The following is a 20,551-nucleotide window of genomic DNA, read 5'->3' as shown; positions in this document are numbered from 1 at the left end:
TCAATTGGGAAGTGTGCCCAGTTCGACGTCCAGCACGGCGCCGGACCGCAGCTCGGCGACCTCGATCCGGTCCCTGGTCCTGGCGAGCCACCCGCCCCGGACCCGCCGCACCACCTGCGTCTTCGTGAGGTCGGCGCCCTCGGCCCTGATCACGACGTCCCTGCCGTTCTCCAGGTGCACCACCGCCCTGGTGAACTTCGGGGCGTGCGGCACGAACTCGCCGGTGCCGGGCACCGCCGGGTACATGCCGAGCGCGCTGAACACGTACCAGGCCGACATCGTGCCGAGGTCGTCGTTGCCGGTGACCCCGGCCGGGCCGTTGACGAACAGCGTCTGCGCGGCTCTGACGACGACCGAGGTCTTCTCCGGCTTGCCGATCAGCGCGTACATCCACGGCGCGTGCAGGTCGGGTTCGTTGTTCGGGTTGTACCGGAACTGGTTGTAGTAGTCGTAGGGCCCGACGACCCACTTCTCCCGCACCGTGCGCCTCGGGTCGGTCAGCAGGTCCGGGTAGGCGAAGAAGTCGTCGAGCCGCGCCTCGGCCGCCGCCGCGCCGCCGACCGCGGTGAGCAGGCCGGGGATGTCGTGCCGGCACAACCACTGGTACTGCCAGGCCGTGCCCTCGTGGAACCCCTCCGAGCCCTGCGGCGTGTACGGGTCGAGCCAGGAGCCGTCCCGCAGCTTCGGGCGCGGGAACCCGGTGAAGCCGCGGTCGCTCACGCCCCGGTCCCACAGGGCGCGGTGGTTGAGGCCTCGCTGCCGCAGCCGTTCCGCGTCCTCCCGGTGCCCCAGCGCCTCGGCCATGACCGCGAGCGTGGCGTCGGCGAGCGCGTACTCCAGCGTGGCGGACGCGCCGTGGTGCGGGTCGGTGTCCTGCCCCTTCTTCGGGAAGTGCTTGTCGTACTGGACGAACCCGTTCGCGAGGTAGCTCGGGTTGCCCGACCGGCCCTGGAACCGGGAGCTCTCCGGCGGCACGCCGTCGGCGTTCTGCAGCAGTGCCCGGTACGCCTGCTCCTCGAAGCCCTCCAGGTGCCCGAACCGCCACAGGTCGACCAGGAACGGCGTGACCGGGTCGCCGGTCATGCAGTTGGTCTCCTGGTTGGCGAACGCCCACCGCGGCAGCCACCCGCCCTGCTCGTGGACGGCGAGCACGCTGCGGGCGATGTCCTTGCTGCGCTTGGTCCTCAGCAGCGCCAGCAGCTGGTTGTGCGCGCGATAGGTGTCCCACAGGCTGAAGTACTCGTAGTAGGTCCAGCCGTCGGCGCGGTGGACCTGCCCGTCGAACCCGCGGTACCGGCCGTCGAGGTCGCTGCCGGTCAGCGGCTGCAACAACACGTGGTACAGCGCGGTGTAGAAGACCGCGCGCTCGTCCCAGTCGTCCGTCTCGACCTCGATGCACGCCAATTCGTCGCGCCACGCCTGCTGCGCCTCGTTGCGGAGCTCGTCGAAGCTCTTCTCCCCGGCCTCGCCGAGGTTCCCGGTCGCCCCGTCGGCGTCCACTTGCGACAGTGCGGTCTTCGCCGTGACCGGCCCGGGCTCGAAGGTGACCCACGCGCCCCGCAGCCCGGCACCGCCCCGCGACTCGCGCTGCCCCGGCTTCGCCCCGTTCGGGCCCCAGGTGCCGAACTCCCGGAACGGCCGGTCGAACCGGGTGGTGAAGTGGGAGACGTACGGCCGGCCGCCGCAGAACGCCTGCGTCTCCACGGTTCCGGCGATGGTGCGGTCGTCCAGGACCACCACGCTGCTGGCCGAGACGGGTTCCTTGTCGTTGGCCTGGCCGACGTTGACGAGCACCGTGCCGCCCACGCCACCCGGCCACGTGAACCGCTCGACGCCGACGCGCGTGGTGGCGGTGCACTCGACGGTGATGTCCCGGTCCAGCCTGACCTTGTAGTAGCCGGGCTTCCCGATCTCGCCGTCGTGGGTGTACTTCGCGCCGTAGCGCCGGTGGTCGAAGCTCGCCGGCAACGGGCCCGAGATCGGCAGGATCGAGACCAGCCCGCCCTGCTCCCAGCAGCCGGCGCCGGAGAGGAAGAAGTGGCCGAAGCCGCGGATGACCTGGTCGTCGTAGCGGTAGCCGGCGTAGTGCGAGCCGATCGGGCTGGAGTGGGCCTTGCCGAACGGCATGGAGGCGCCCGGGAAGGTGTTGCCCTCGTCCTTCGTGCCGATGAAGGTGTTGACCGACTCGATGGGGTCCAGTGCGTCCACGAGGCCCACCCTAGACGGGATTCCGGGCGCGGGCAGTGGTGCGGAGGAGTGGTTCCGCGAGCACCGGCAGGACGCGGTTGATCCTCCACAGTGGACACCGCTGGCGACCGCCCGCCACCCGGCCCCGCTTGACCGGTGCCGAACGGTTGACAAGGGCGTGGAGCCGGGGTGAGATACGGCCACTATGACAACGTTGTCCCCCAGCGGCCAGGCTGCCGGCCAGCGCAAGGTCCGCCGCGCGACGATGAACGACGTCGCACGGCTGGCGGGCGTGAGCATCAAGACCGTCTCGCGCGTGGTCAACGACGAGCCGGGTGTGCACCCGTCCACCGCGGAGCGCGTGCTGGCGGCCATCGACCAGCTCGGGTTCCGGCGGAACCTCAGCGCGCGCAACCTGCGCAGGGGGTCGTCCACCGGCACGATCGGGCTGGTGCTGGAGGACGTCGGCAACCCGTTCTACTCCGGGGTGACCCGCGCTGTCGAGGAGATCGCGCGGCTGCGGGGCAGACAGGTGATCTCCGGATCGTCCGACGAGGACCCCGGCCGGGAGCGCGAGCTCGCGCTGGAGTTCTGCAGCCGCAGGGTCGACGGGCTGCTCATCGTGCCCGCGGGCCTGCAGCACAGCTACCTGGTGCCGGAGATGCGCGCGGGGACGCCGGTGGTGTTCCTGGACCGGCCGGCCGGGGACGTCGTGGCGGACACCGTGCTGGTCGACAACATCGGCGGGACCGTCGAGGCGGTGATGCACCTGGCCTCGCACGGGCACCGGCGGATCGCGTTCCTCGGGGACGCGCCGGACATCTTCACCGCCAACGAGCGGCTGCGCGGGTACCGCGAGGGCTGCGTGCGGGCCGGGATCGGGTACCACGAGGAGCTCGTGGCGATGGGACCGCACGACGAGGCCAGCGTCGTGACGGCGTTGCAGCGGTTGCGGACCATGCGGGAGCCGGCGACGGCGGTCGTGGCGGGCAACAACCGCATCACCGTCTCCGTCCTGCGCGCGCTCGCCGGGGTCGCGGACAAGCCCGCCCTGGTGGGCTTCGACGACTTCGAGCTCGCCGACCTGCTGTCGCCGCCGGTGACCGTGATCGCGCACGACGCGAGCGCGCTCGGCAAGGCGGCCACCGATTTGTTGTTCGCCCGACTGGACGGCGACAACTCACCACCGCGCCGCGTCGTGCTGCCGGTGCGCTTGGTGCCACGAGGATCCGGGGAGGTCCACGCGTGAGTTCTGGCTTGCTCCACCAGCCGGTCAACCTGCCGGCGAACCAGCCGAAGCAGTTCTACCGCGGCGGTGAGGCGATCGCCGCGTTGCGGGGTGGCGCCGCCGCCGACTTCGGGCCGGAGGACTGGGTGGCGTCGACGACGACGCTCTTCGGCCGCAGCGACGCGGGGCTGACGACGTTGCCGGACGGCGTCCTGCTGCGGGACGCCGTCGCCGCGGACCCCACGGGGTGGCTCGGCGCCGACCACGTGGCCGAGTTCGGCGCGGACACGGCGCTGCTCGTGAAGCTGCTCGACGCCGGGCAGCGGTTGCCGGTGCACTGCCACCCCTCCAACGCCTTCGCCGCCACGCACCTGAACTGCCGGCACGGCAAGACGGAGGCGTGGATCGTGATCGGCACGACCGGCGCGAACCCGACCGTCTACATCGGATTCAAGGACGAGGTGCCCGCCGACGTCGTCGCCGGCTGGGTCGCCACGCAGAACACGACGGCGATGCTCGACGCGCTCAACCCGGTGTGCGTGCGGCCCGGTGACACGGTGTTCGTGCCCGCCGGTGTGCCGCACGCGATCGGCGAGGGCGTGTTCATCGTCGAGCTGCAGCAGCCGACCGACTTCTCGGTGACGCTGGAGTGGCAGGGGTTCCTCGCCGACGCCGACGCCGGCCACCTCGGGCTCGGCTACGACCTGGCGCTGGACTGCGTCGACCGGCAGGGCTGGGGCTCCTCGCTGGCGGAGCTCGTGCACCAGACGTCGGAGAAGTGGGCGCCGTCGGTGGACCTGCTGGGCCGCGCCGCCGACCCGTTCTTCCAGGCCGACCGCCTGCACGTGGAGGGCTCCTCCACCCTGGAGCCGTCGTTCGCCGTGCTCGTCGTGCTGGAGGGCTCCGGCCGGCTCGGCGCGCTGGACGTGCACAAGGGCAGCACCGTCGTCGTGCCGCACGCGGCCGGTGAGCTGGGGCTGACCGGTGACCTGGTGGCGGTCCGCTGCCGTCCACCCGTCCTGTCCACCCTGGAGGGCGCATCGCGATGAGCCGGCCGCTGCTGGAGGCGCGTGATCTCACGAAGAGCTACGGCACCGTGGAAGCACTCCGCGGTGCGTCGTTCACCGCCTGCGCGGGCGAGGTCGTGTCGCTGATCGGCGACAACGGCGCCGGCAAGTCCACCCTGGTGAAGTGCCTGTCCGGGGTGGAGCAGCCGACCGGCGGAACGCTGCTGTTCGAGGGGGAGCCGCTCGTGCTGGGCTCCCCCAACGACGCCCGCGACCGCGGCATCGAGACGGTGTTCCAGGACCTCGCGGTCGCGCCGGACCTCGACCCGGCCGCGAACATGTTCCTGGGCAGGGAGATCCTCAAGCCGGGTCTGCTCGGGTTCCTCGGCGTGCTCGACAAGAAGGCGATGCGCAGGCAGGCCACCGAGCACTTCACCCGCTTCGGCGCGGCGCTGCAGAGCATCGACGTGCCGATCGCGGCGCTGTCCGGTGGTCAGCGGCAGTCCGTGGCGGTCGCGCGCTCGGTGGCGTGGGCGTCGAAGCTCGTGTTCATGGACGAGCCGACCGCGGCACTCGGCGTGGTGCAGCGCGAACGCGTGCTCGACGTGATCAAGCGGGTCCGCGACGAGGGCGTCGCGGTGGTGCTGATCAGCCACAACATGCCCGAGGTGCTGTCGGTGTCCGACCGGGTCGAGGTGCTGCGCCTCGGTCGCCGGGTGGCGCGCTTCACGGCGTCCGAGACCAGTGTCGAAGAGCTCGTCGGCGCGATGACGGGTGCGCTGACCCAGGAGGACGCGGCCTGATGACCGAGGAGAAGACAACGTTGTCAGCCTCATCGGACGACCGGCGCACGCCGTTGCTGAAGCGGCTCGCCGGCGCGAACACGCTGTGGATCGGCCTGGTGCTGCTGGTGCTGGTCGCGGTGTTCGGCGCGATCCGGCCGGACGCGGTGTTCCAGGTGACCACGCTGCAGTTCCTGCTCGCGGAGACCGCCGTGCTGCTGGTGCTGTCGGTCGGCATGACGTTCGTGATCATCACCTCCGGCATCGACCTGTCCGTAGGATCGGTGCTGGTGTTCGCCTCGGTCACGTCCGCGCTGGCGATGAACGCCCTGTCCGGCGGTGACGCGACGAACGCGGGCTGGGGCGTGATCGGGCTCGGGTTGCTGGTCGCACTCGTCAGCGGCGCGGTCTGGGGCCTGCTGAACGGCCTGCTGATCTCGCGGGCGAAGATCCCGCCGCTGATCGTCACCCTGGGCTCGTTCGGCGCGGCGCAGGGCGCGGCCCTGTTGCTGAACAACGGTTCCAACGTCGCCGGTGTCCCGGACAGGCTGAGCCGCACGTTCGGTTCCGGCACGTACCTGGGCATCCCGAACATCGTGATCGTGGCCGCCGTCGTCACCGCGCTGGGCGCGCTCCTGTTGTCCACCACCCGGTTCGGCCGCTACACCTACGCCGTCGGGTCGAACGAGGAGGCGGCGCGGCGCGTCGGCATCTCGGTGCGCGGCCACCTGACGAAGGTCTACCTGCTGGCCGGCACGCTCGCGGGCCTCGCGGGGTTCCTGGGCAACGCGTTCTTCCGCGTCGCGGTCGTCACCGGCCACGAGACGGACAACCTCAACGCGATCGCCGCCGTCGTGCTGGGCGGCACGAGCATCTTCGGCGGGACGGGTTCGGTGGTGGGCACGGTCTTCGGCGTGTTCATCCCGGCGGTGCTGGAGAAGGGCCTCGTGATCATCGGGGTCAGGGAGTTCTGGCAGCCGATCGCGGTCGCGGTCGTGCTGGTGGCCGCCGTGTGGCTGGACCAGACGCGGCGGCGGGCGCGCAACCAACGTTGAGAAGGGGTGCTGGACCAATGAAGATCCGCTCCGCAGTGGCCGTCTCGGCCGCGTTCCTGCTCGCCGCGTGCGGTGGAGGTGGCCAGATCGGCGACTCGAACACGGGCGGCACCGCCGCGAACAAGAAGCTCGTGCTGATCCCCGGCATCACCGCAGAGCCGTTCTACATCTCGATGCGGTGTGGGTTCGAGGAGGCCGCCAAGGCCGCGGGCTACGAGTTCGACACGCAGGCGCCCGCCAAGTTCGACGCGGCCCAGCAGACCCCGATCGTCACCGGTGTCCTCGCCTCCAAGCCCGCCGCCGTCCTGATCGCGCCGACCGACGACAGGGCCATGGCGGGCCCGATGAAGCAGCTCAAGGACGCGGGCATCAAGGTCGTCGAGGTCGACACCAAGCTCCAGGACACCTCGATCGCCGCGTCCTCCATCTCCTCGAACAACGAGCAGGGCGGCAAGCTCGCCGCGGAGACCCTGAACAAGCTGGCCGCCGGGAAGTCCGGCTCGGTCCTGGTGCTCAACACCAAGGCCGGCACCTCGACCACGGACGCCCGCGCCAAGGGCTTCGAGGAGGCGGTCAAGGCCTACCCGAACCTCCGCTACATCGGCCAGCAGTACACCGACAACGAGCCGGCCACCGCCGCCTCGAAGGTCACCGCGACCCTGGCCGCGAACCCGGACCTGATCGGCGTGTTCGCCACGAACCTCAACACCGGCGAGGGCGCGGCGACGGGCCTGCGCAACGCGGGCAAGACGGGCGCGGTCAACCTGGTCGGGTTCGACGCCTCACCGAAGCAGGTGCAGGACCTCCAGGCTGGCACCGTGCAGGCGCTGATCGCACAGGACCCGGCCACGATCGGCAAGCAGGGCGTCGAGCAGGCGCTGGCGGCGATCGAGGGCAAGCAGAACGAGCGCGACATCGAGACCGACCTGGTGGCGATCACGAAGGACGACGCCTCGGCGAGCTCGAAGTACTTCTACAGGGAGAAGTGCTGAGCTTCCCGCAAGCCGGGCGCAGGGCCGTTCCACCGCGGTGGGAGCGGCCCTGCGCCATGTCACGACCCCGAGACCTGCCAGGGAAAAATGACAACCGTCATGGCCGCATGGCCGGGTTGGGCTAAGACCAGAGGTGTACCGGGGGATCACCCTTCAGCCGTTGTCCCGCGCGCCGGAAGGCGGTGGGCTTGGGGCACAACCGAAGGGGGAACCACCGATGCGCCGAAAGCAGTTAGCGGCCGCACTGGCCGTCGCCACGGCAACATCACTTCTCGTCGCACCACAGGCTTCGGCCGCGCCCGCGCAGACCATCGCCTGGCGCGCCTGCTTCAGCGAGGTCCCGCCGGGAGCGCCGCCCGGTGCCGAACGGCTGGAATGCGGCACGTTCACCGCGCCGATGGACTGGAACCACCCGAACAACGGCAAGACCGTCACGATCGCCGTCAGCCGGCTCACGCCGAAGGACGGCAAGGCGAAGTCGACCGTCTTCACCAACCCCGGCGGGCCGGGCGGCGAGGGGCGCACGATGCCGCTGCTGTTCGCCGAACGGCAGAAGCTGGCGGACAACGCCGAGATCATCGGCATCGACGTGCGCGGCACGGGGGCGAGCAGCAACGTCACGTGCGGCGACTACTTCACGCTCCCCTCGACCGACCCGCGCGACCGCAGCAGGGCGAACCTCGACCTGCTCTACGACGGCATGGCGTTGCAGGCGAAGTTCTGCCAGACCAAGTCCGGTGAGCTGGGCCGCTACATCACCACCGACCAGACCGTGAAGGACCTCGACCTCCTGCGCCAGCTCCTGGGCAGGAAGAAGGTCAGCTGGCTCGGCTACTCCGGCGGCAGCTGGCTGGGCGCCTACTACGCCACGTACTTCCCGAAGACGCTCGACAAGGTCGTGCTCGACTCCAACGCCGAGTTCACCGCGCCGTGGCAGGCGGTGTTCGGCGACTGGGGCATGGGCTTCGAACGGCGGCTGCGCGTCGACTTCCTGCCGTGGGTGGCGAAGTACGACAGCGTCTACCACCTCGGGAAGACCGCCGACGAGGTGTGGCAGACCTACGAACGCACCCGCAGGAAGCTCAACGAGCAGCCGGTGACGTTGCCGGAGGGCGTCTACAACGGTGTGCTGCTCGACTTCGTGACGCGCGCCGGGCTCTACCAGAAGGGCGCGTTCGACGGCACCGCGACCAAGATCGCCGAGCTGGCCGGTGCGGCACCGCGGCGGATGAGCGCGCAGGCCACCTACCCGGACGCCTCGATCGGCACGCTGTTCTCGGTCCTGTGCAACGACACGCCGTTCCGCGGCGGTCGCGCGCACCTGGAGCGCGACGCCGTGCGCGACGGCGCCCGGTGGCCGTTCTTCGGCTACTACCAGCTCGCCGGGCCGTGCGCGTTCTGGGACCGCCCGAACGTCACCCTGAAGCAGCCCACGGGCAAGGGCGTCGTGCCGACGTTGATGGTGCAGTCGGTCCGCGACCCCGCGACGCCGCTCGAAGGCGCCCAGCGCGCGCACCGGGGTTTCCGGAACTCGGTGATGCTCACCGTGCAGGACGAAGGTGACCACGGCATCTACGGCTTCGGCAACGCGTGCGTCAACGACGTCGTCGAGCGCTACCTCGTCGACGGTGTCACGCCCGCGAAGGACCTGACGTGCCCCGGCGTTCCGCTGCCCGCTCCCGGCGAGACCGTGCAGAACCCGCTCACGAAGGCACGTCAGCTGGCCACCGACCTCGGCTGGTGACCCGCGTTTCCTGATGGCATCTGCAAGTACCACCAACCCTTGATCACCACCGCTGACTACCACCAATCTGTTCGCCGCCCGTCGAAACAGTCGCGGGCGGCGACCCTGGTAACCCGGTCAGAACGTGCCGGGGTGGAGGCGTCTGCGCCGCGCCGCGTAGACGCCCGCCTCGGTCCGGCGGTCGAAGCCGAGCTTGTGCAGCAGGCTCGACACGTAGTTCTTCACGGTCTTCTCGGCCAGGAACAGGCGGTTCGCGATCTGCCGGTTCGTCATGCCCTCGGCGATCAGGTCGAGGATCCGCTTCTCCTGCGGGCTCAGCGCGGCGTAGCGCGGGTCCTCCTCCGGGCCGCCGCGCAGCCGTTGCAGCACAGTGGCCGTGACGCCGGCGTGCAGCAGGCTGCCACCGGAGGCGAGGGTGCGCACCGCGGCCACGAGGTCGTTCCCGGACACCTCCTTCAGCATGTACCCGGACGCACCGGCCATGATCGCGCCGAACAGCGCCTCGTCGTCCGAGTAGGACGTGAGCATCAGACAGGCCGGCGGTGGCTGCACCAGGCTCCTGATCTCCCGGCACACCGTCACGCCGTCACCGTCGGGCAGCCGCACGTCGATGATGGCGACGTCGGGGCGCAACCGCGGCGCCTGCGTGATCGCGGAGGTGGCGCTGTCGGCCTGGCCGACCACGGCCATGTCGTCGGCCTGCGCCAGGAGCTGCACGAGCCCCCGCCGCACGATCTCGTGGTCGTCCACCAGCAGCACCGCTATCGCCATCTCGCCTCCTGCAGCACCAACGGGACGGACCAGGTGATCCGCACACCGGCACCGGGAACGGAGTCCACCGCGCAGTTCCCGTGGTGCCGCCGCGCCCGTGCCGCCATGTTCGCCAGTCCTCCGGCGTGCTGGGCCTCCCCGCCCGAATCGTCAGCCGACGGCAAGCCGCGACCGTCGTCCTGGACGGTCAGCTCCAGTCCGGTCAGCTCCCGGTCGACGCCGATCGCGACCTTCACGCGGGTCGCCCGTGCGTGCCGTGCGACGTTGGTGAGCGCTTCCCTCAACGTGGCCACGAGGTCCGGTCGCAGCTCGTCGGGCACCACCGAGTCGAGGGGCCCCTCCAGCGACACGTCCGGCTCGAACCCCAGCAGCTGCGCCGAGTCGTGCACCGCCCGCAGCAGCTGCCCGCGCAGGCTCGTGGAGCTGGTCAGCGGCTCCTGCAACGAGAAGATGGTCCTGCGGATCTCGCGGATCGTGTGGTCGACCTCCTCCACCAAGCCGGTGATCCGCTCGGTGAGCTGCGGCTTCGCGGCCATCCCGGTCAGCCCCTGCAACCCGAGCCCCAGCCCGAACAGCCGCTGGATGACCAGGTCGTGCAGGTCCCTGGCGATCCGGTCGCGGTCCTCCAGCACCGCGATCCGCTCGGTGTCCCCCTGCGCCTCGGTGAACTCCAGCACCAGCGCCGCCTGCGCGGCGAACGCCTGCACCAGCTCCAGGTCCTCGAACGGCGGCTGGCTGCGGGTGCGCGCCACGATGAGCACGCCGAGCGTCCGCTCCCCCGCCGACATCGGCACGACCACCAGCGGCCCCGGCACCAGGTCGACCTGCCCGGCCTCGTGGCACTCCGCCCGCCCGGTCTCGTAGACCCGGTAGCTGACCGTGCCGTCACGCGGCACCCGCATGCCCTCCGCGTCGTAGGTCCCGCCGTCGGTGACCTCGATGACCAGCTCACCGGCGTGGTCCGGCAGCACCAGCGCGCTGAAGTTCGCGTTCGCCGCGACCCGCGCCCGTTGCGCGACGAGGTAGAGCGCGTCGCGCCCGGTCGTGCCGGTGAGCAGGGCGGTGGTGACCTCGGCCGCCGCCGTCAGCCACGTCTCCCGCTTGCGCAGCCGGTCGTGGTCGCGCTGCTTCTCGATCGCCACCCCGGCGGCTGCCGCCAAAGTGGCCACCCGCTCCCGGTCGTCGTCGCCGAACACCGGTTTGCCCGCGAGGTGGAGGTTGCCGAAGTCCTCCCCGCCGACCTGGATCGCCGCCCCGATGAAGTGCGTGTCGTCGATCGAGCGCGGGTCCCCCGCGGTGATGTGGCCGGGGTGCTGCCCTGACCACTCGACGAGCTCCCGGTGGCCGTTCACGACCGCCAGTGCGCCATAAGGAGCGTCGACCAGGTCGCAGGCGGACTCCACGACCAGGTGAAGGAGGTCGGGCAACGAGCGGCTGTCAGCGAGCGACAACACCACGTCGAGAAGGCGCTGATCGGTGCTCAAGTTGCCGCCGCCCACGGGCTTCACCTCTTTGCCAGGGAGAGAAGTGACACCGCACGAACGACTGAGGGTAACTCCCCTGCGTAGTCAGAGGGGAGACCATCACCGGAAATGGTGAAAACTGAGGTTACTCAGAGTAGAGGGTCGGTCGAGTTGCCCGGCGGGTTCAGTGCAGCCCGACGGTGAACCCCTCGTCGATCACGCCGCGGTAGATCTGCGGGGCGAACGTCCGCAGCCCGGCGTCGATCGGCGCGATCATCGACGCCGAGTCGCCGAGGGCCAGCCGGTACCCGTTCTGCACGCGGTGGAACTCCCACAGGGGCTCCATGGCCGGGTGGGCGGCGCGGAAGCGCGGCGGGTCGAGGGGGTGGAGGTCGACGCGGACCAGCGTGCGTCGGACCAAGGCGTCGGCGAGCTCGACGGCCCGTTCACGGGTGCGGGAGATCGAGACGGCGCCGAGGTCCTGCCAGGCGACGGCCCACGGTGCGCCCTGCGGGTCGTCGAGGCGGATGCCCTGCTGCTCGATGACCAGCTTGCGGGGCCGGGAGATGGTCTTGAACTTCACCAGGGCCATCACGCCGATGAAGGTGAACGCGAGGCCGATGACACCGGCGGTGGAGCCGCCGACCGGTTCGCCGTCGAGGAACGCGGTCACGGCGCCGATCAGCGCGAGGATGCCGAGACCACCGGCCAGCGAGCCGCCGAGCAGGACCTTGCGGGTGTCGCTCTTGCCCAGGTCGAGGACGACAGGTGCGGGCGCTCCCCAAGCGGTCATGCCCGCAGGTTACCGCTGATCAACTGCTCCGCGGCCGTGAACGGGTCCAGCTCGCCCGCCACCACGCGCCGCGCGAGCCCGTCGGCGGGACCGAGGCGGGTGCGGACGCGGTCGACGGCGATGGCCTCGACCTCGGCGGCCGCGCGGCGCAGGCGGCGTTCGGCGAGCTCGCCGTGCTCGGCCATCCACCGCTGGTGGGCGTCGATGGCCGCCACGACGGAGTCGAGGCCCTCCGAGCGGGCGGCCACCGTCTTCACCACGGGCGGGCGCCACACCGGGCCGGTGCGGTCGCGGCGGCCCAGGGAGATCATGTGCTTGAGGTCGCGGGCGGTCTGGTCGGCGCCGTCGCGGTCGGCCTTGTTCACGACGAACACGTCGGCGATCTCCAGGATGCCCGCCTTGGCGGCCTGGACGCCGTCGCCCATGCCCGGCGCGAGGAGCACGAGGGTGGTGTCGGCGAGGGCCACGACCTCGATCTCGGACTGGCCGACGCCCACGGTCTCCACGAGCACGACGTCGAACCCGGCCGCGTCGAGCACGCGCAGCGCCTGCGGGGTGGCCCAGGACAGTCCGCCGAGGTGGCCGCGCGTGGCCATCGAACGGATGAAAACGCCCGAGTCGGTCGCGTGGTCGCCCATCCGGACCCGGTCACCCAGGAGGGCGCCGCCGGAGAACGGGCTGGACGGGTCGACCGCGATCACGGCCACCCGCTTGCCCGCGGCGCGGAAGGCGCGCACGAGGGCGTTGGTGGAGGTCGACTTGCCGACGCCGGGGGCGCCGGTGATGCCGACGACCTGGGCGTGCCCGGTGAACGGGGTGAGCGCCGCGGCCACCAGGGGCAGCTCGTCGCTGCCCTGTTCCACCAGGGAGATCAGCCTGGCGACCGCGCGCGGCTCGCCGTCACGCGCGCGGCCGACCAGTTCTGCTACGTCAACGGCCTTGGCCACAAACGCGGTCCCTAGGCCTTCGCCGGCACGCGGAGGATCAGGGCGTCGCCCTGCCCGCCGCCACCGCACAGCGCCGCGGCACCCACGCCGCCGCCGCGCCGCTGCAGCTCGAGAGCGAGGTGCAGGGCGATGCGCGCGCCGGACATGCCGATCGGGTGGCCCAGTGCGATGGCCCCGCCGTTGACGTTGACCTTGTCCTCGGAGATCCCGAGCTGACGGGTCGACACGATGCCGACCGCCGCGAACGCCTCGTTGATCTCGACCAGGTCGAGGTCGGCGGGCGAGATGCCCTCCTTGGCGCACGCGGCCTTGATGGCGTTGGAGGGCTGCTCGTGCAGCGAGGCGTCGGGGCCGGCGACGACGCCGTGCGCACCGATCTCCGCGATCCACTCCAGGCCCAGCTCCTCGGCCTTGGCCTTGCTCATCACCACGACGGCGGCCGCGCCGTCGGAGATCTGCGACGCCGAGCCCGCGGTGATCGTGCCGTCCGCGGCGAACGCGGGACGCAGCTTGCCGAGCGACTCGGCGGTCGTGTCGGCGCGCACGCCCTCGTCCGTGCTGAACAGGACCGGGTCGCCCTTGCGCTGCGGGATCGACACCGGGGCGATCTCGGCCTCGAACACGCCGTTCCCGGCGGCCTTGGCGGCGAGCTGGTGCGAGCGCGCGGAGAACGCGTCCTGCTCCTCGCGCGTGACGCCGTAGCGGCCGTTGTACTTCTCGGTCGACGAGCCCATCGCGACCTGGTCGAACGCGCAGAACAGACCGTCGTGGGCCATGTGGTCCTGCATCTGCACGTCGCCGTACTTGAACCCGCCGCGCGACTTCGGCAGCAGGTGCGGCGCCTGCGTCATCGACTCCTGGCCACCGGCCACGACCACGTCGAACTCGCCGGCGCGGATCAGCTGGTCGGCCAGCGCGATCGCGTCGATGCCGGACAGGCACACCTTGTTGATGGTCAGCGCGGGCACGCTCATCGGGATGCCCGCGGCGGCGGCGGCCTGGCGGGCGGGGATCTGGCCGGCACCCGCGGTCAGCACCTGACCCATGATCACGTACTGGACCTGCTCGGGGGCGACGCCCGCGCGCTCCAGTGCCGCCTTGATCGCGACGCCGCCCAGTTGGGCACCCGAGAAGTCCTTGAGCGATCCGAGCAGTCGACCCATCGGGGTGCGCGCCCCGGCGACGATGACGGAACCGGACACAGCTGCCTCCATGGAAGAGCGAACGGTCGTTAACTGAGCACCATACCCGCGGCTACTCGGCGGTAACGCTGTGAGACCTCGCACAGGGGCGCCTGCACCGATCGAGTCGATACCCTTCGCTCTCATGAACGCAGAACTCGCTCGATTCGTGACCGCGATCGACCACGTGGGCATCGCGGTGCCCGATCTCGACGTCGCGATCGCGTTCTACCGCGACAACTTCGGCCTCGAGGTCGCCCACGAGGAGGTCAACGAGGAGCAGGGCGTGCGCGAGGCGATGCTGCACGCGCCCGGCGACCACGACGGCACCGCGATCCAGCTGCTCGCGCCGCTGAACGAGGACTCGACGATCGCGAAGTTCATCGGCCGCAGCGGCCCCGGCCTGCAGCAGCTCGCCTACCGGGTGTCCGATGTGGACGTCGCGGCGGACGCGCTGCGTGCGAAGGGCCTGCGGCTGCTCTACGCCGCCGCCAAGCGCGGCACGGCGAACAGCCGGGTCAACTTCGTGCACCCGAAGGACGCCGGCGGCGTGCTCATCGAGCTGGTCGAGCCCGCGGAGCACTGACCGGAGGACCCGGTCCGGTGAATGCGCGTGGCATCCCTCACAGGTGTGACTCTGAATCGGTTACTGCTGAGTAACCTCCGGCAACCTGCGACTATCCCTCAACCGGGAAGGAATGCCGCCGTGCAGAAGATCCTTGACGCGATCCTGGCCGACGAGCTGGACGCGATCGGTTCGCTGGACGTTCCGGAGAGCTATCGGGGCGTGACCGTGCACGCGGACGAGGCCGACATGTTCGCGGGCCTCGAGACGCGGGACAAGGACCCGCGCAAGTCGCTGCACGTCGACGAGGTCGCCACGCCGGAGCTCGGGCCGGGTGAGGCGCTGGTGGCCGTCATGGCCTCCGCGATCAACTACAACACCGTCTGGACCTCGATCTTCGAGCCGGTGTCCACGTTCGGGTTCCTCCGGAAGCTGGGCGGCCGCCACGACCTGCCGTACCACGTCGTGGGATCGGACCTGGCCGGCGTCGTCGTGCGGGTCGGCCCCGGCGTCACCGCGTGGAAGCCGGGTGACCGGGTGGTCGCGCACTGCCTGGACGTGCCGCTGGAGGCGCCGGACGGGCACAACGACACGATGCTCGACCCCCAGCAGCGGATCTGGGGCTTCGAGACGAACTTCGGTGGTCTCGCGGACCTCGCGCTGGTGAAGTCGAACCAGCTGATGCCGATGCCCAGGCACCTCACGTGGGAGGAGGCGGCGTCGCCGGGCCTGGTGAACTCCACCGCCTACCGGCAGCTGGTGTCGACCAACGGCGCGAACATGAAGCAGGGCGACACGGTCCTGATCTGGGGCGCGTCCGGCGGCCTGGGTTCCTACGCCACGCAGTTCGCGTTGAACGGCGGCGCGACGCCCGTGTGCGTCGTCTCCTCGCCGGAGAAGGCGGAGATCGTCCGTTCGATGGGCGCCGAACTGATCATCGACCGTTCGGCGGAGGGCTACAAGTTCTGGAAGAACGAGCACGAGCAGGACCCGCGGGAGTGGAAGCGGTTCGGCGCGAAGATCCGCGAGCTGACCGGCGGCGAGGACCCGGACATCGTGTTCGAGCACCCCGGCCGTGAGACGTTCGGCGCGTCGGTGTTCGTCGCGCGCAAGGGCGGCAAGATCGTCACGTGCGCGTCGACCTCCGGGTACATGCACCAGTACGACAACCGCTACCTCTGGATGAACCTCAAGCACATCCTCTCGTCCCACTTCGCGAACTACCGCGAGGCGTGGGAGGCGAACCGGTTGATCGCCAAGGGAAAGATCCACCCAACGGTGTCCAAGGTGTACTCAATGGACGAAACGGGCCAGGCCGCGCACGACGTCCACCGCAACGCGCACCAGGGCAAGGTCGGCGTGCTGTGCCTTGCACCGGAAGAGGGTCTGGGTGTGCTTGACCACGAACTGCGTGCGAAGCACCTCACGGCCATCAACCGATTCCGGGGTGTGTGACCTTCTGAAGACACTCGAACGGGTAGCGTGAGGGGCATGGGCCCCCTCGCCGACGACCGTGACCTCGTCCCTCTGGGATCCGGATTCGACATCGTCAAGCGCGGTTACGACCGCGCCCAGGTCGAGGACCACCTCGAACGCCTCGACTCGGACCTGCGGCTGCTGGCCGCGGACCGCGACGCCGCCGTGTCCCAGACGTCCGACCTGGCGCGCCAGCTGGAGGCCGCACGCTCGGAGATCACCGAGCTGCGCAACCAGGTGGAGCGCCTGTCGCTGCCGCCGACGACGCTGGAGGGGCTCTCCGAGCGCCTCCAGCGCATGCTGCGGCTGGCGCAGGACGAGGCCAACGAGATCAAGGCCCGTGCCGAGGCGGAGAGCGGGCACATCCGCGCCAAGGCGGAAGCCGACGCGGGGGTGCTCCGCCAGCGCTACGAGAAGCTGATCCAGGAGCTCGACGAGCGCCGCGCGGCCATGGAGACCGAGCACAGGGGCGTGCTGGAGACGGCGCGCGGCGAGGCCGAGAAGATCGTCTCCGAGGCGGAGGCCGCGGCCCGCAAGATCGCCGACGACTCCGAGCAGCGCCGGGTGACCGTCGAGGAGGACTTCGAGATCGCGATGGCGGCCCGCCGGTCGGAGGCGATGGCGACGCTGGCCACGCAGGAGGCCAACTCCAAGGCCGAGGCCGACCGCCGGCTGCGGGAGGCCTCCGAGGAGGCCGCGCGCATCCGCGCCGCCGTGGCGCAGGAGCAGGCCACCTCGAAGACCGAGGCCGAACGCCGCGTCCGCGAGGCGACGGAGGAGGCCAACCGCCGCCGCCACGACTCGGTGACCGAGGCGACCGCGCGCATCCAGGAGGCCACGGACGAGGCGAACCGCCGGGTCCGCGAGGCCACCGAGGAGGCCAACCGCCGCACCACCGCCGCCACGCAGCGCGTCGACCAGCTCCGCACCCTGCGCAACCGCCTGTCGCACCAGCTGCACGGCGTGCGTGCGGCGCTGCAGGACGTCGTGCCGCTGCTCGACCCGATCGAGGAGCAGCCGGAAGCGACCGCGCCGGAACCGGCCGAGCCGAAGGCGGCCCAGCAGGTCGTCCAGCCGGTCCAGCAGCCGGTTCAGCAGGCGCCCGCCCAGCAGCAGCTCACTCAGCAGGCGCCCGCCCAGCAGCCGCCTGCCCAGCCCGCCGCCGAGGCGCAGAAGGCCGCGCCCGCTCCGCAGCAGGCCCCGCAGGCGCAGAACCCGCAGGCCCAGGCCCCGCAGGCCGCTGCTCCGGTTCCCGCCGCGCCGACGAAGGCAGCGCAGACCCAGTCAGCACCGGCCAAGGCACCGGCGGCACCGACCAGGGCCGCGGCTCCGCAGGCCGTTCCGCAGCCGCCCGCCACGCCCGCACCGGCCCCGCAGCAGGCCCAGGCGGCTCCCGCCAAGCCCGCGCAGCAGGCACCCGCCGCGGTGGACGGCCCGACGAAGAAGCTCACGCGCCCGCAGCCGGCCAAGAAGTCCTGACAGCACCGCAGTCACAGCGGCCGCGACTCCACCGGAGTCGCGGCCGTTGCTCGTTCAGCGGCACGCAACCGTTGCGCCATCTGGGGTTTTCCCGTTCGTGACGTGCCGCTGGACCGTTCACTGTTTCGATCCCGATGGCGAAGCTCACGGCGCTCGTCCCACCGGGGAGTGGCATAGTCGCCCGCAAGTTACTCCTTGGTAGCCCACGCTTTGTCCCGCAGGGAGGTCTGCAGTGACGCGCGAGATCAACACCGTCGGAGTCGTCGGTTTCGGAACCATGGGCGCGGGCATCGCGGAGGTGCTCGCACGCACCGGGCTCGCGGTGCGGGCGGTGGACGTCGACGCGGCCGGTCTCGAACGCGGCCTCGGGCACCTGGAGCACTCGACCGCGCGGGCGGTGCAGGGCGGCAAGCTGACCGAGGACGAGAAGACGGCGCTGCACGGCCGGATCACGACCTCGCTGCGGCTCGCGGATCTCGCCGACTGCGACCTGGTCGTCGAGGCGGTGCCGGAGAGCATCGAGCTCAAGGCGGGCATCTTCCGCGAGCTCGACCAGGTCCTGAAGCCCGAGGCCGTGATCGCCTCGAACACCTCGTCGCTGTCGATCACCGAGATCGGCGTGCACACCGGCCGGCCGGGCAAGGTCGTCGGCCTGCACTTCTTCAACCCCACGCAGGTGCTGAAGCTCGTCGAGGTCGTGCGCACGGTCGTCACCGAGGCGGACGTGGTCGCCGACGTCGTGGCGTTCGTGGAACGGCTGGGCAAGTCGCCGGTCGTGATCGGCGACCGCGCAGGGTTCATCGCGAACGCGCTGCTCTTCCCGTACCTCAACCACGCGGTGAAGATGCTGGAGTCGAAGTACGCGACGCGCGAGGACCTCGACGCCGCGATGCGCTACGGCTGCGGCTACCCGATGGGCCCGCTGGCGTTGCTGGACCTCATCGGCCTGGACACCGCCTACGAGATCCTCGACACGATGTACCACCAGTCGCGCAACCGCCTGCACGCGCCGGCGCCGCTGCTCAAGCAGATGATCACGGCGGGGCTGCTGGGCCGCAAGTCGGGGCGCGGCTTCTACACCTACGACGGCCCCGACTCGCCGACCGTGGTGGCCGACGCGCTGACGCCGTCCACTGTGGACAGCTCGGTGCCGGTGCGCGAGGTGCAGCGGGTCGGTGTCATCGGCACCGGCACGATGGCAACCGGCATCGCCGAGGTGTTCGCCAAGCGCGGCTACGACGTGGTCCTGCGGGCGCGCAGCCTCGACAAGGCCGAGAAGGCGATCGGGGCGGTGGGCAGGTCGCTGGAGCGCGCCGTGTCGAAGGGCAAGCTCAGCGAAGCTGACCGGGACGCGGCGCTGGCCCGCGTCACGCCGGCCGTGGAGTTCGTGGACCTCGCCGACTGCGACCTGGTGGTCGAGGCGGTCGCCGAGGAGATCGGCGTCAAGAAGGAGGTCTTCGCGGCGCTCGACGAGGTGTGCAAGCCCGGCGCCGTGCTCGCGACGACCACGTCCTCCCTGCCGGTCATCGAGGTCGCCGCGGCCACGTCCCGCCCCGCCGACGTCGTGGGCCTGCACTTCTTCAACCCGGCGCAGGTCATGAAGCTGGTGGAGGTCGTCGAGACGATCTCCACGAGCGCGGACGTCGTGGCGACGGCCCGCAAGGTCTGCCTGGACCTCGGCAAGCACCCGGTGCACTGCGGTGACGTCGCGGGCTTCATCGTGAACGCGCTGCTCTTCCCGTACCTGAACGACGCGGTGAAGATGCTGGAGGCGCACTACGCGGAGGCCGACGACATCGACAACGCGATGAAGGTCGGCTGCGGCCTGCCGATGGGCCCGTTCGCGCTGCTGGACGTCGTGGGCCTGGACGTGTCGCTGGCCATCGAGCGCACCCTGTACCTGGAGTTCCGCGAGCCCGGTTTCGCGCCGGCGCCGCTGCTGGAACACCTGGTCACAGCGGGTCGCCTGGGCCGCAAGACGGGCAAGGGCTTCCGCGACTACACGTGAGCGCTGTACCGCTGACAGGGGCACCACGCCGGACGTGGCATGGTGGTGCCATGCGTCGACTGGTGCTCCTGTTGGCTGTCCTCGTGCTCGTCGCCGGCTGTGCCGGGAAGACGACGGTCGAGGGCAGTCCGAAGGCGCAGGACGCGATCGACGCGGCCTCGCCGTTCGACCAGGAGGCACCGCCCTCCGAAGACCCGGACCCGTCCGGCGACCCCGACCCGTCCGGCGACCCCTCCGAGGAGCCGGACACCACGCCGATCGACGGCGAGGTGCAGGGCGTGTGCGCCGTGCTGAAGTGGACGGACCTGCCCTACCCCGGTGCCAAGGCGGAGACCCCGCCGACGCAGATGAACTACGACTCGACGTTCGACCAGTCGTGCCGCTGGACCACGAAGGTCGACAACGCCGAGGTGGGCGTCTCGCTGCGGTTCCGCGAGGGCAAGCAGATCACGATCGAGCGCACCACCGGCGAGTACGAGGTCGGCGGCAAGAAGGTGCCCTACCTCGACCGGTCAGACGACCCCGAGGTGCAGCCGACGTGCGTGCTGGTCGCCCCGTACGACGGCGGCGGGCTCGGGATCATCGTGATCGACTCGACCGGCAAGTTCGGCGGTGTCTGCGACCAGGGCCGCAAGATCGCCGAGATCATGCTGTCCCGGTCGCCGTCCTAGCCGCAGCAGCCTCCGCCGCAGCACCCGCCGCCACCGCCGCCCGGTTGCCGGGCGGTGCCGCCGATCCCGGCCATGGACAGCAGCTTCACCGTGTCCGCGTGACCACCGGGACAGCTCGCGGGCGCTGACGACTCGCTCATGGGGCGCTTCAGCTCGAAGGTGTCGTCGCACGTTCGGCAGCGGAACTCGTAGGTCGGCACGA

18 protein-coding genes are annotated in these 20,551 nt (G+C 70.8%); 11 read left to right on the top strand and 7 right to left on the bottom strand.

The annotated features are described in order from the left end of the window. The gene (locus ACZ7CD_RS24675; protein WP_470379747.1) at positions 1-2,208 is read right to left on the bottom strand and encodes a GH92 family glycosyl hydrolase; all 2,208 of its coding nucleotides are present in this window, start codon (positions 2,206-2,208) and stop codon (positions 1-3) included. Positions 2,209-2,452: 244 nt separating this feature from the next. On the opposite strand from ACZ7CD_RS24675, the gene ACZ7CD_RS24670 reads away from it, so the two are divergent. The 6 genes from ACZ7CD_RS24670 to ACZ7CD_RS24645 all read left to right on the top strand — a co-directional run bounded on the left by ACZ7CD_RS24670 (position 2,453) and on the right by ACZ7CD_RS24645 (position 8,995). Next, on the top strand, positions 2,453-3,436 hold the full coding sequence (locus tag ACZ7CD_RS24670; protein ID WP_360395677.1) for a LacI family DNA-binding transcriptional regulator: 984 nt from the start codon (positions 2,453-2,455) through the stop codon (positions 3,434-3,436). Then, on the top strand, positions 3,433-4,464 hold the full coding sequence (locus tag ACZ7CD_RS24665) for a class I mannose-6-phosphate isomerase (protein ID WP_360395621.1): 1,032 nt from the start codon (positions 3,433-3,435) through the stop codon (positions 4,462-4,464). Before ACZ7CD_RS24670 ends, ACZ7CD_RS24665 begins: the two co-directional genes overlap by 4 nt. Beyond that, a complete protein-coding gene (locus ACZ7CD_RS24660) occupies positions 4,461-5,225 on the top strand; it encodes an ATP-binding cassette domain-containing protein (protein WP_360395619.1) in 765 nt (254 codons plus the stop codon). Before ACZ7CD_RS24665 ends, ACZ7CD_RS24660 begins: the two co-directional genes overlap by 4 nt. Next, positions 5,225-6,259: an ABC transporter permease gene (locus ACZ7CD_RS24655; protein ID WP_360395617.1), complete on the top strand. Its 1,035-nt coding sequence runs from the start codon at positions 5,225-5,227 to the stop codon at positions 6,257-6,259. Before ACZ7CD_RS24660 ends, ACZ7CD_RS24655 begins: the two co-directional genes overlap by 1 nt. 17 nt (positions 6,260-6,276) lie before the next feature. Continuing rightward, positions 6,277-7,251 (top strand): ABC transporter substrate-binding protein, encoded by a 975-nt coding sequence (locus ACZ7CD_RS24650; RefSeq protein ID WP_470379746.1) that lies wholly within the window; start codon positions 6,277-6,279, stop codon positions 7,249-7,251. A 217-nt stretch (positions 7,252-7,468) separates the two neighbouring features. After that, positions 7,469-8,995, top strand: coding sequence for an alpha/beta hydrolase (locus ACZ7CD_RS24645; RefSeq protein ID WP_470379745.1), 1,527 nt, complete (start codon positions 7,469-7,471; stop codon positions 8,993-8,995). Positions 8,996-9,112: 117 nt separating this feature from the next. On the opposite strand, the gene ACZ7CD_RS24640 is transcribed toward ACZ7CD_RS24645, so the two are convergent. The 5 genes from ACZ7CD_RS24640 to ACZ7CD_RS24620 all read right to left on the bottom strand — a co-directional run bounded on the left by ACZ7CD_RS24640 (position 9,113) and on the right by ACZ7CD_RS24620 (position 14,171). Then, a complete protein-coding gene (locus tag ACZ7CD_RS24640; protein WP_470379744.1) occupies positions 9,113-9,766 on the bottom strand; it encodes a response regulator in 654 nt (217 codons plus the stop codon). Next, positions 9,757-11,265, bottom strand: a complete 1,509-nt coding sequence (locus tag ACZ7CD_RS24635; RefSeq protein ID WP_470379743.1) for a GAF domain-containing sensor histidine kinase — start codon at positions 11,263-11,265, stop codon at positions 9,757-9,759. The genes ACZ7CD_RS24640 and ACZ7CD_RS24635 overlap by 10 nt, the downstream gene beginning before the upstream one ends. Before the next feature lie 148 nt (positions 11,266-11,413). Then, positions 11,414-12,022, bottom strand: coding sequence for a hypothetical protein (locus ACZ7CD_RS24630; RefSeq protein WP_470379742.1), 609 nt, complete (start codon positions 12,020-12,022; stop codon positions 11,414-11,416). Then, positions 12,019-12,969 (bottom strand): methylmalonyl Co-A mutase-associated GTPase MeaB, encoded by a 951-nt coding sequence (meaB, locus tag ACZ7CD_RS24625; protein ID WP_470379741.1) that lies wholly within the window; start codon positions 12,967-12,969, stop codon positions 12,019-12,021. The genes ACZ7CD_RS24630 and meaB overlap by 4 nt, the downstream gene beginning before the upstream one ends. An 11-nt stretch (positions 12,970-12,980) precedes the next feature. After that, positions 12,981-14,171, bottom strand: a complete 1,191-nt coding sequence (locus ACZ7CD_RS24620; protein WP_458430512.1) for an acetyl-CoA C-acetyltransferase — start codon at positions 14,169-14,171, stop codon at positions 12,981-12,983. 124 nt (positions 14,172-14,295) lie between these two features. Here ACZ7CD_RS24620 and mce point away from each other — a divergent pair, with 124 nt between their 5' ends. The 5 genes from mce (at position 14,296) to ACZ7CD_RS24595 (ending at position 20,349) form a co-directional block, all read left to right on the top strand. Beyond that, positions 14,296-14,736 carry a methylmalonyl-CoA epimerase gene (gene mce / locus ACZ7CD_RS24615; RefSeq protein ID WP_360395603.1) on the top strand — a complete coding sequence of 147 codons (441 nt, stop codon included), beginning with the start codon at positions 14,296-14,298 and terminating at the stop codon, positions 14,734-14,736. A 120-nt stretch (positions 14,737-14,856) separates the two neighbouring features. Further along, complete coding sequence (gene ccrA, locus ACZ7CD_RS24610) at positions 14,857-16,170, top strand: crotonyl-CoA carboxylase/reductase (protein WP_470370277.1); 1,314 nt, start codon at positions 14,857-14,859, stop codon at positions 16,168-16,170. Positions 16,171-16,206: 36 nt separating this feature from the next. Continuing rightward, on the top strand, positions 16,207-17,670 hold the full coding sequence (locus tag ACZ7CD_RS24605; protein WP_470379740.1) for a chromosome segregation protein: 1,464 nt from the start codon (positions 16,207-16,209) through the stop codon (positions 17,668-17,670). Positions 17,671-17,902: 232 nt separating this feature from the next. Further along, entirely contained in the window at positions 17,903-19,678 is a 1,776-nt protein-coding gene (locus tag ACZ7CD_RS24600; RefSeq protein ID WP_470379739.1) for a 3-hydroxyacyl-CoA dehydrogenase family protein, read from the top strand. 50 nt (positions 19,679-19,728) lie between these two features. Further along, the gene (locus tag ACZ7CD_RS24595; RefSeq protein WP_360395597.1) at positions 19,729-20,349 is read left to right on the top strand and encodes a DUF3558 family protein; all 621 of its coding nucleotides are present in this window, start codon (positions 19,729-19,731) and stop codon (positions 20,347-20,349) included. Here the strand turns inward: ACZ7CD_RS24595 and ACZ7CD_RS24590 are convergent. Then, positions 20,346-20,549, bottom strand: coding sequence for an FmdB family zinc ribbon protein (locus ACZ7CD_RS24590; RefSeq protein WP_458430506.1), 204 nt, complete (start codon positions 20,547-20,549; stop codon positions 20,346-20,348). The two genes, ACZ7CD_RS24595 and ACZ7CD_RS24590, sit on opposite strands and share 4 nt — an antisense overlap. Positions 20,550-20,551 lie beyond the last annotated feature (2 nt).

It is taken from the genome of Lentzea sp. NPDC036949 (assembly GCF_055608075.1).
This window is presented reverse-complemented; position numbering and strand designations above follow the sequence as displayed.

Excerpts from the sequence above, each read along its gene's own strand:
- ACZ7CD_RS24650 (WP_470379746.1), top strand. The coding sequence starts at position 6,277 with ATGAAGATCCGCTCCGCAGTGGCCGTCTCGGCCGCGTTCCTGCTCGCC.
- ACZ7CD_RS24655 (WP_360395617.1), top strand. The coding sequence starts at position 5,225 with ATGACCGAGGAGAAGACAACGTTGTCAGCCTCATCGGACGACCGGCGC.
- ACZ7CD_RS24640 (WP_470379744.1), bottom strand. The coding sequence starts at position 9,766 with ATGGCGATAGCGGTGCTGCTGGTGGACGACCACGAGATCGTGCGGCGG.
- ACZ7CD_RS24595 (WP_360395597.1), top strand. The coding sequence starts at position 19,729 with ATGCGTCGACTGGTGCTCCTGTTGGCTGTCCTCGTGCTCGTCGCCGGC.
- ACZ7CD_RS24645 (WP_470379745.1), top strand. The coding sequence starts at position 7,469 with ATGCGCCGAAAGCAGTTAGCGGCCGCACTGGCCGTCGCCACGGCAACA.
- ACZ7CD_RS24670 (WP_360395677.1), top strand. The coding sequence starts at position 2,453 with ATGAACGACGTCGCACGGCTGGCGGGCGTGAGCATCAAGACCGTCTCG.
- ACZ7CD_RS24660 (WP_360395619.1), top strand. The coding sequence starts at position 4,461 with ATGAGCCGGCCGCTGCTGGAGGCGCGTGATCTCACGAAGAGCTACGGC.
- ACZ7CD_RS24630 (WP_470379742.1), bottom strand. The coding sequence starts at position 12,022 with ATGACCGCTTGGGGAGCGCCCGCACCTGTCGTCCTCGACCTGGGCAAG.
- ACZ7CD_RS24605 (WP_470379740.1), top strand. The coding sequence starts at position 16,207 with ATGGGCCCCCTCGCCGACGACCGTGACCTCGTCCCTCTGGGATCCGGA.
- mce (WP_360395603.1), top strand. The coding sequence starts at position 14,296 with ATGAACGCAGAACTCGCTCGATTCGTGACCGCGATCGACCACGTGGGC.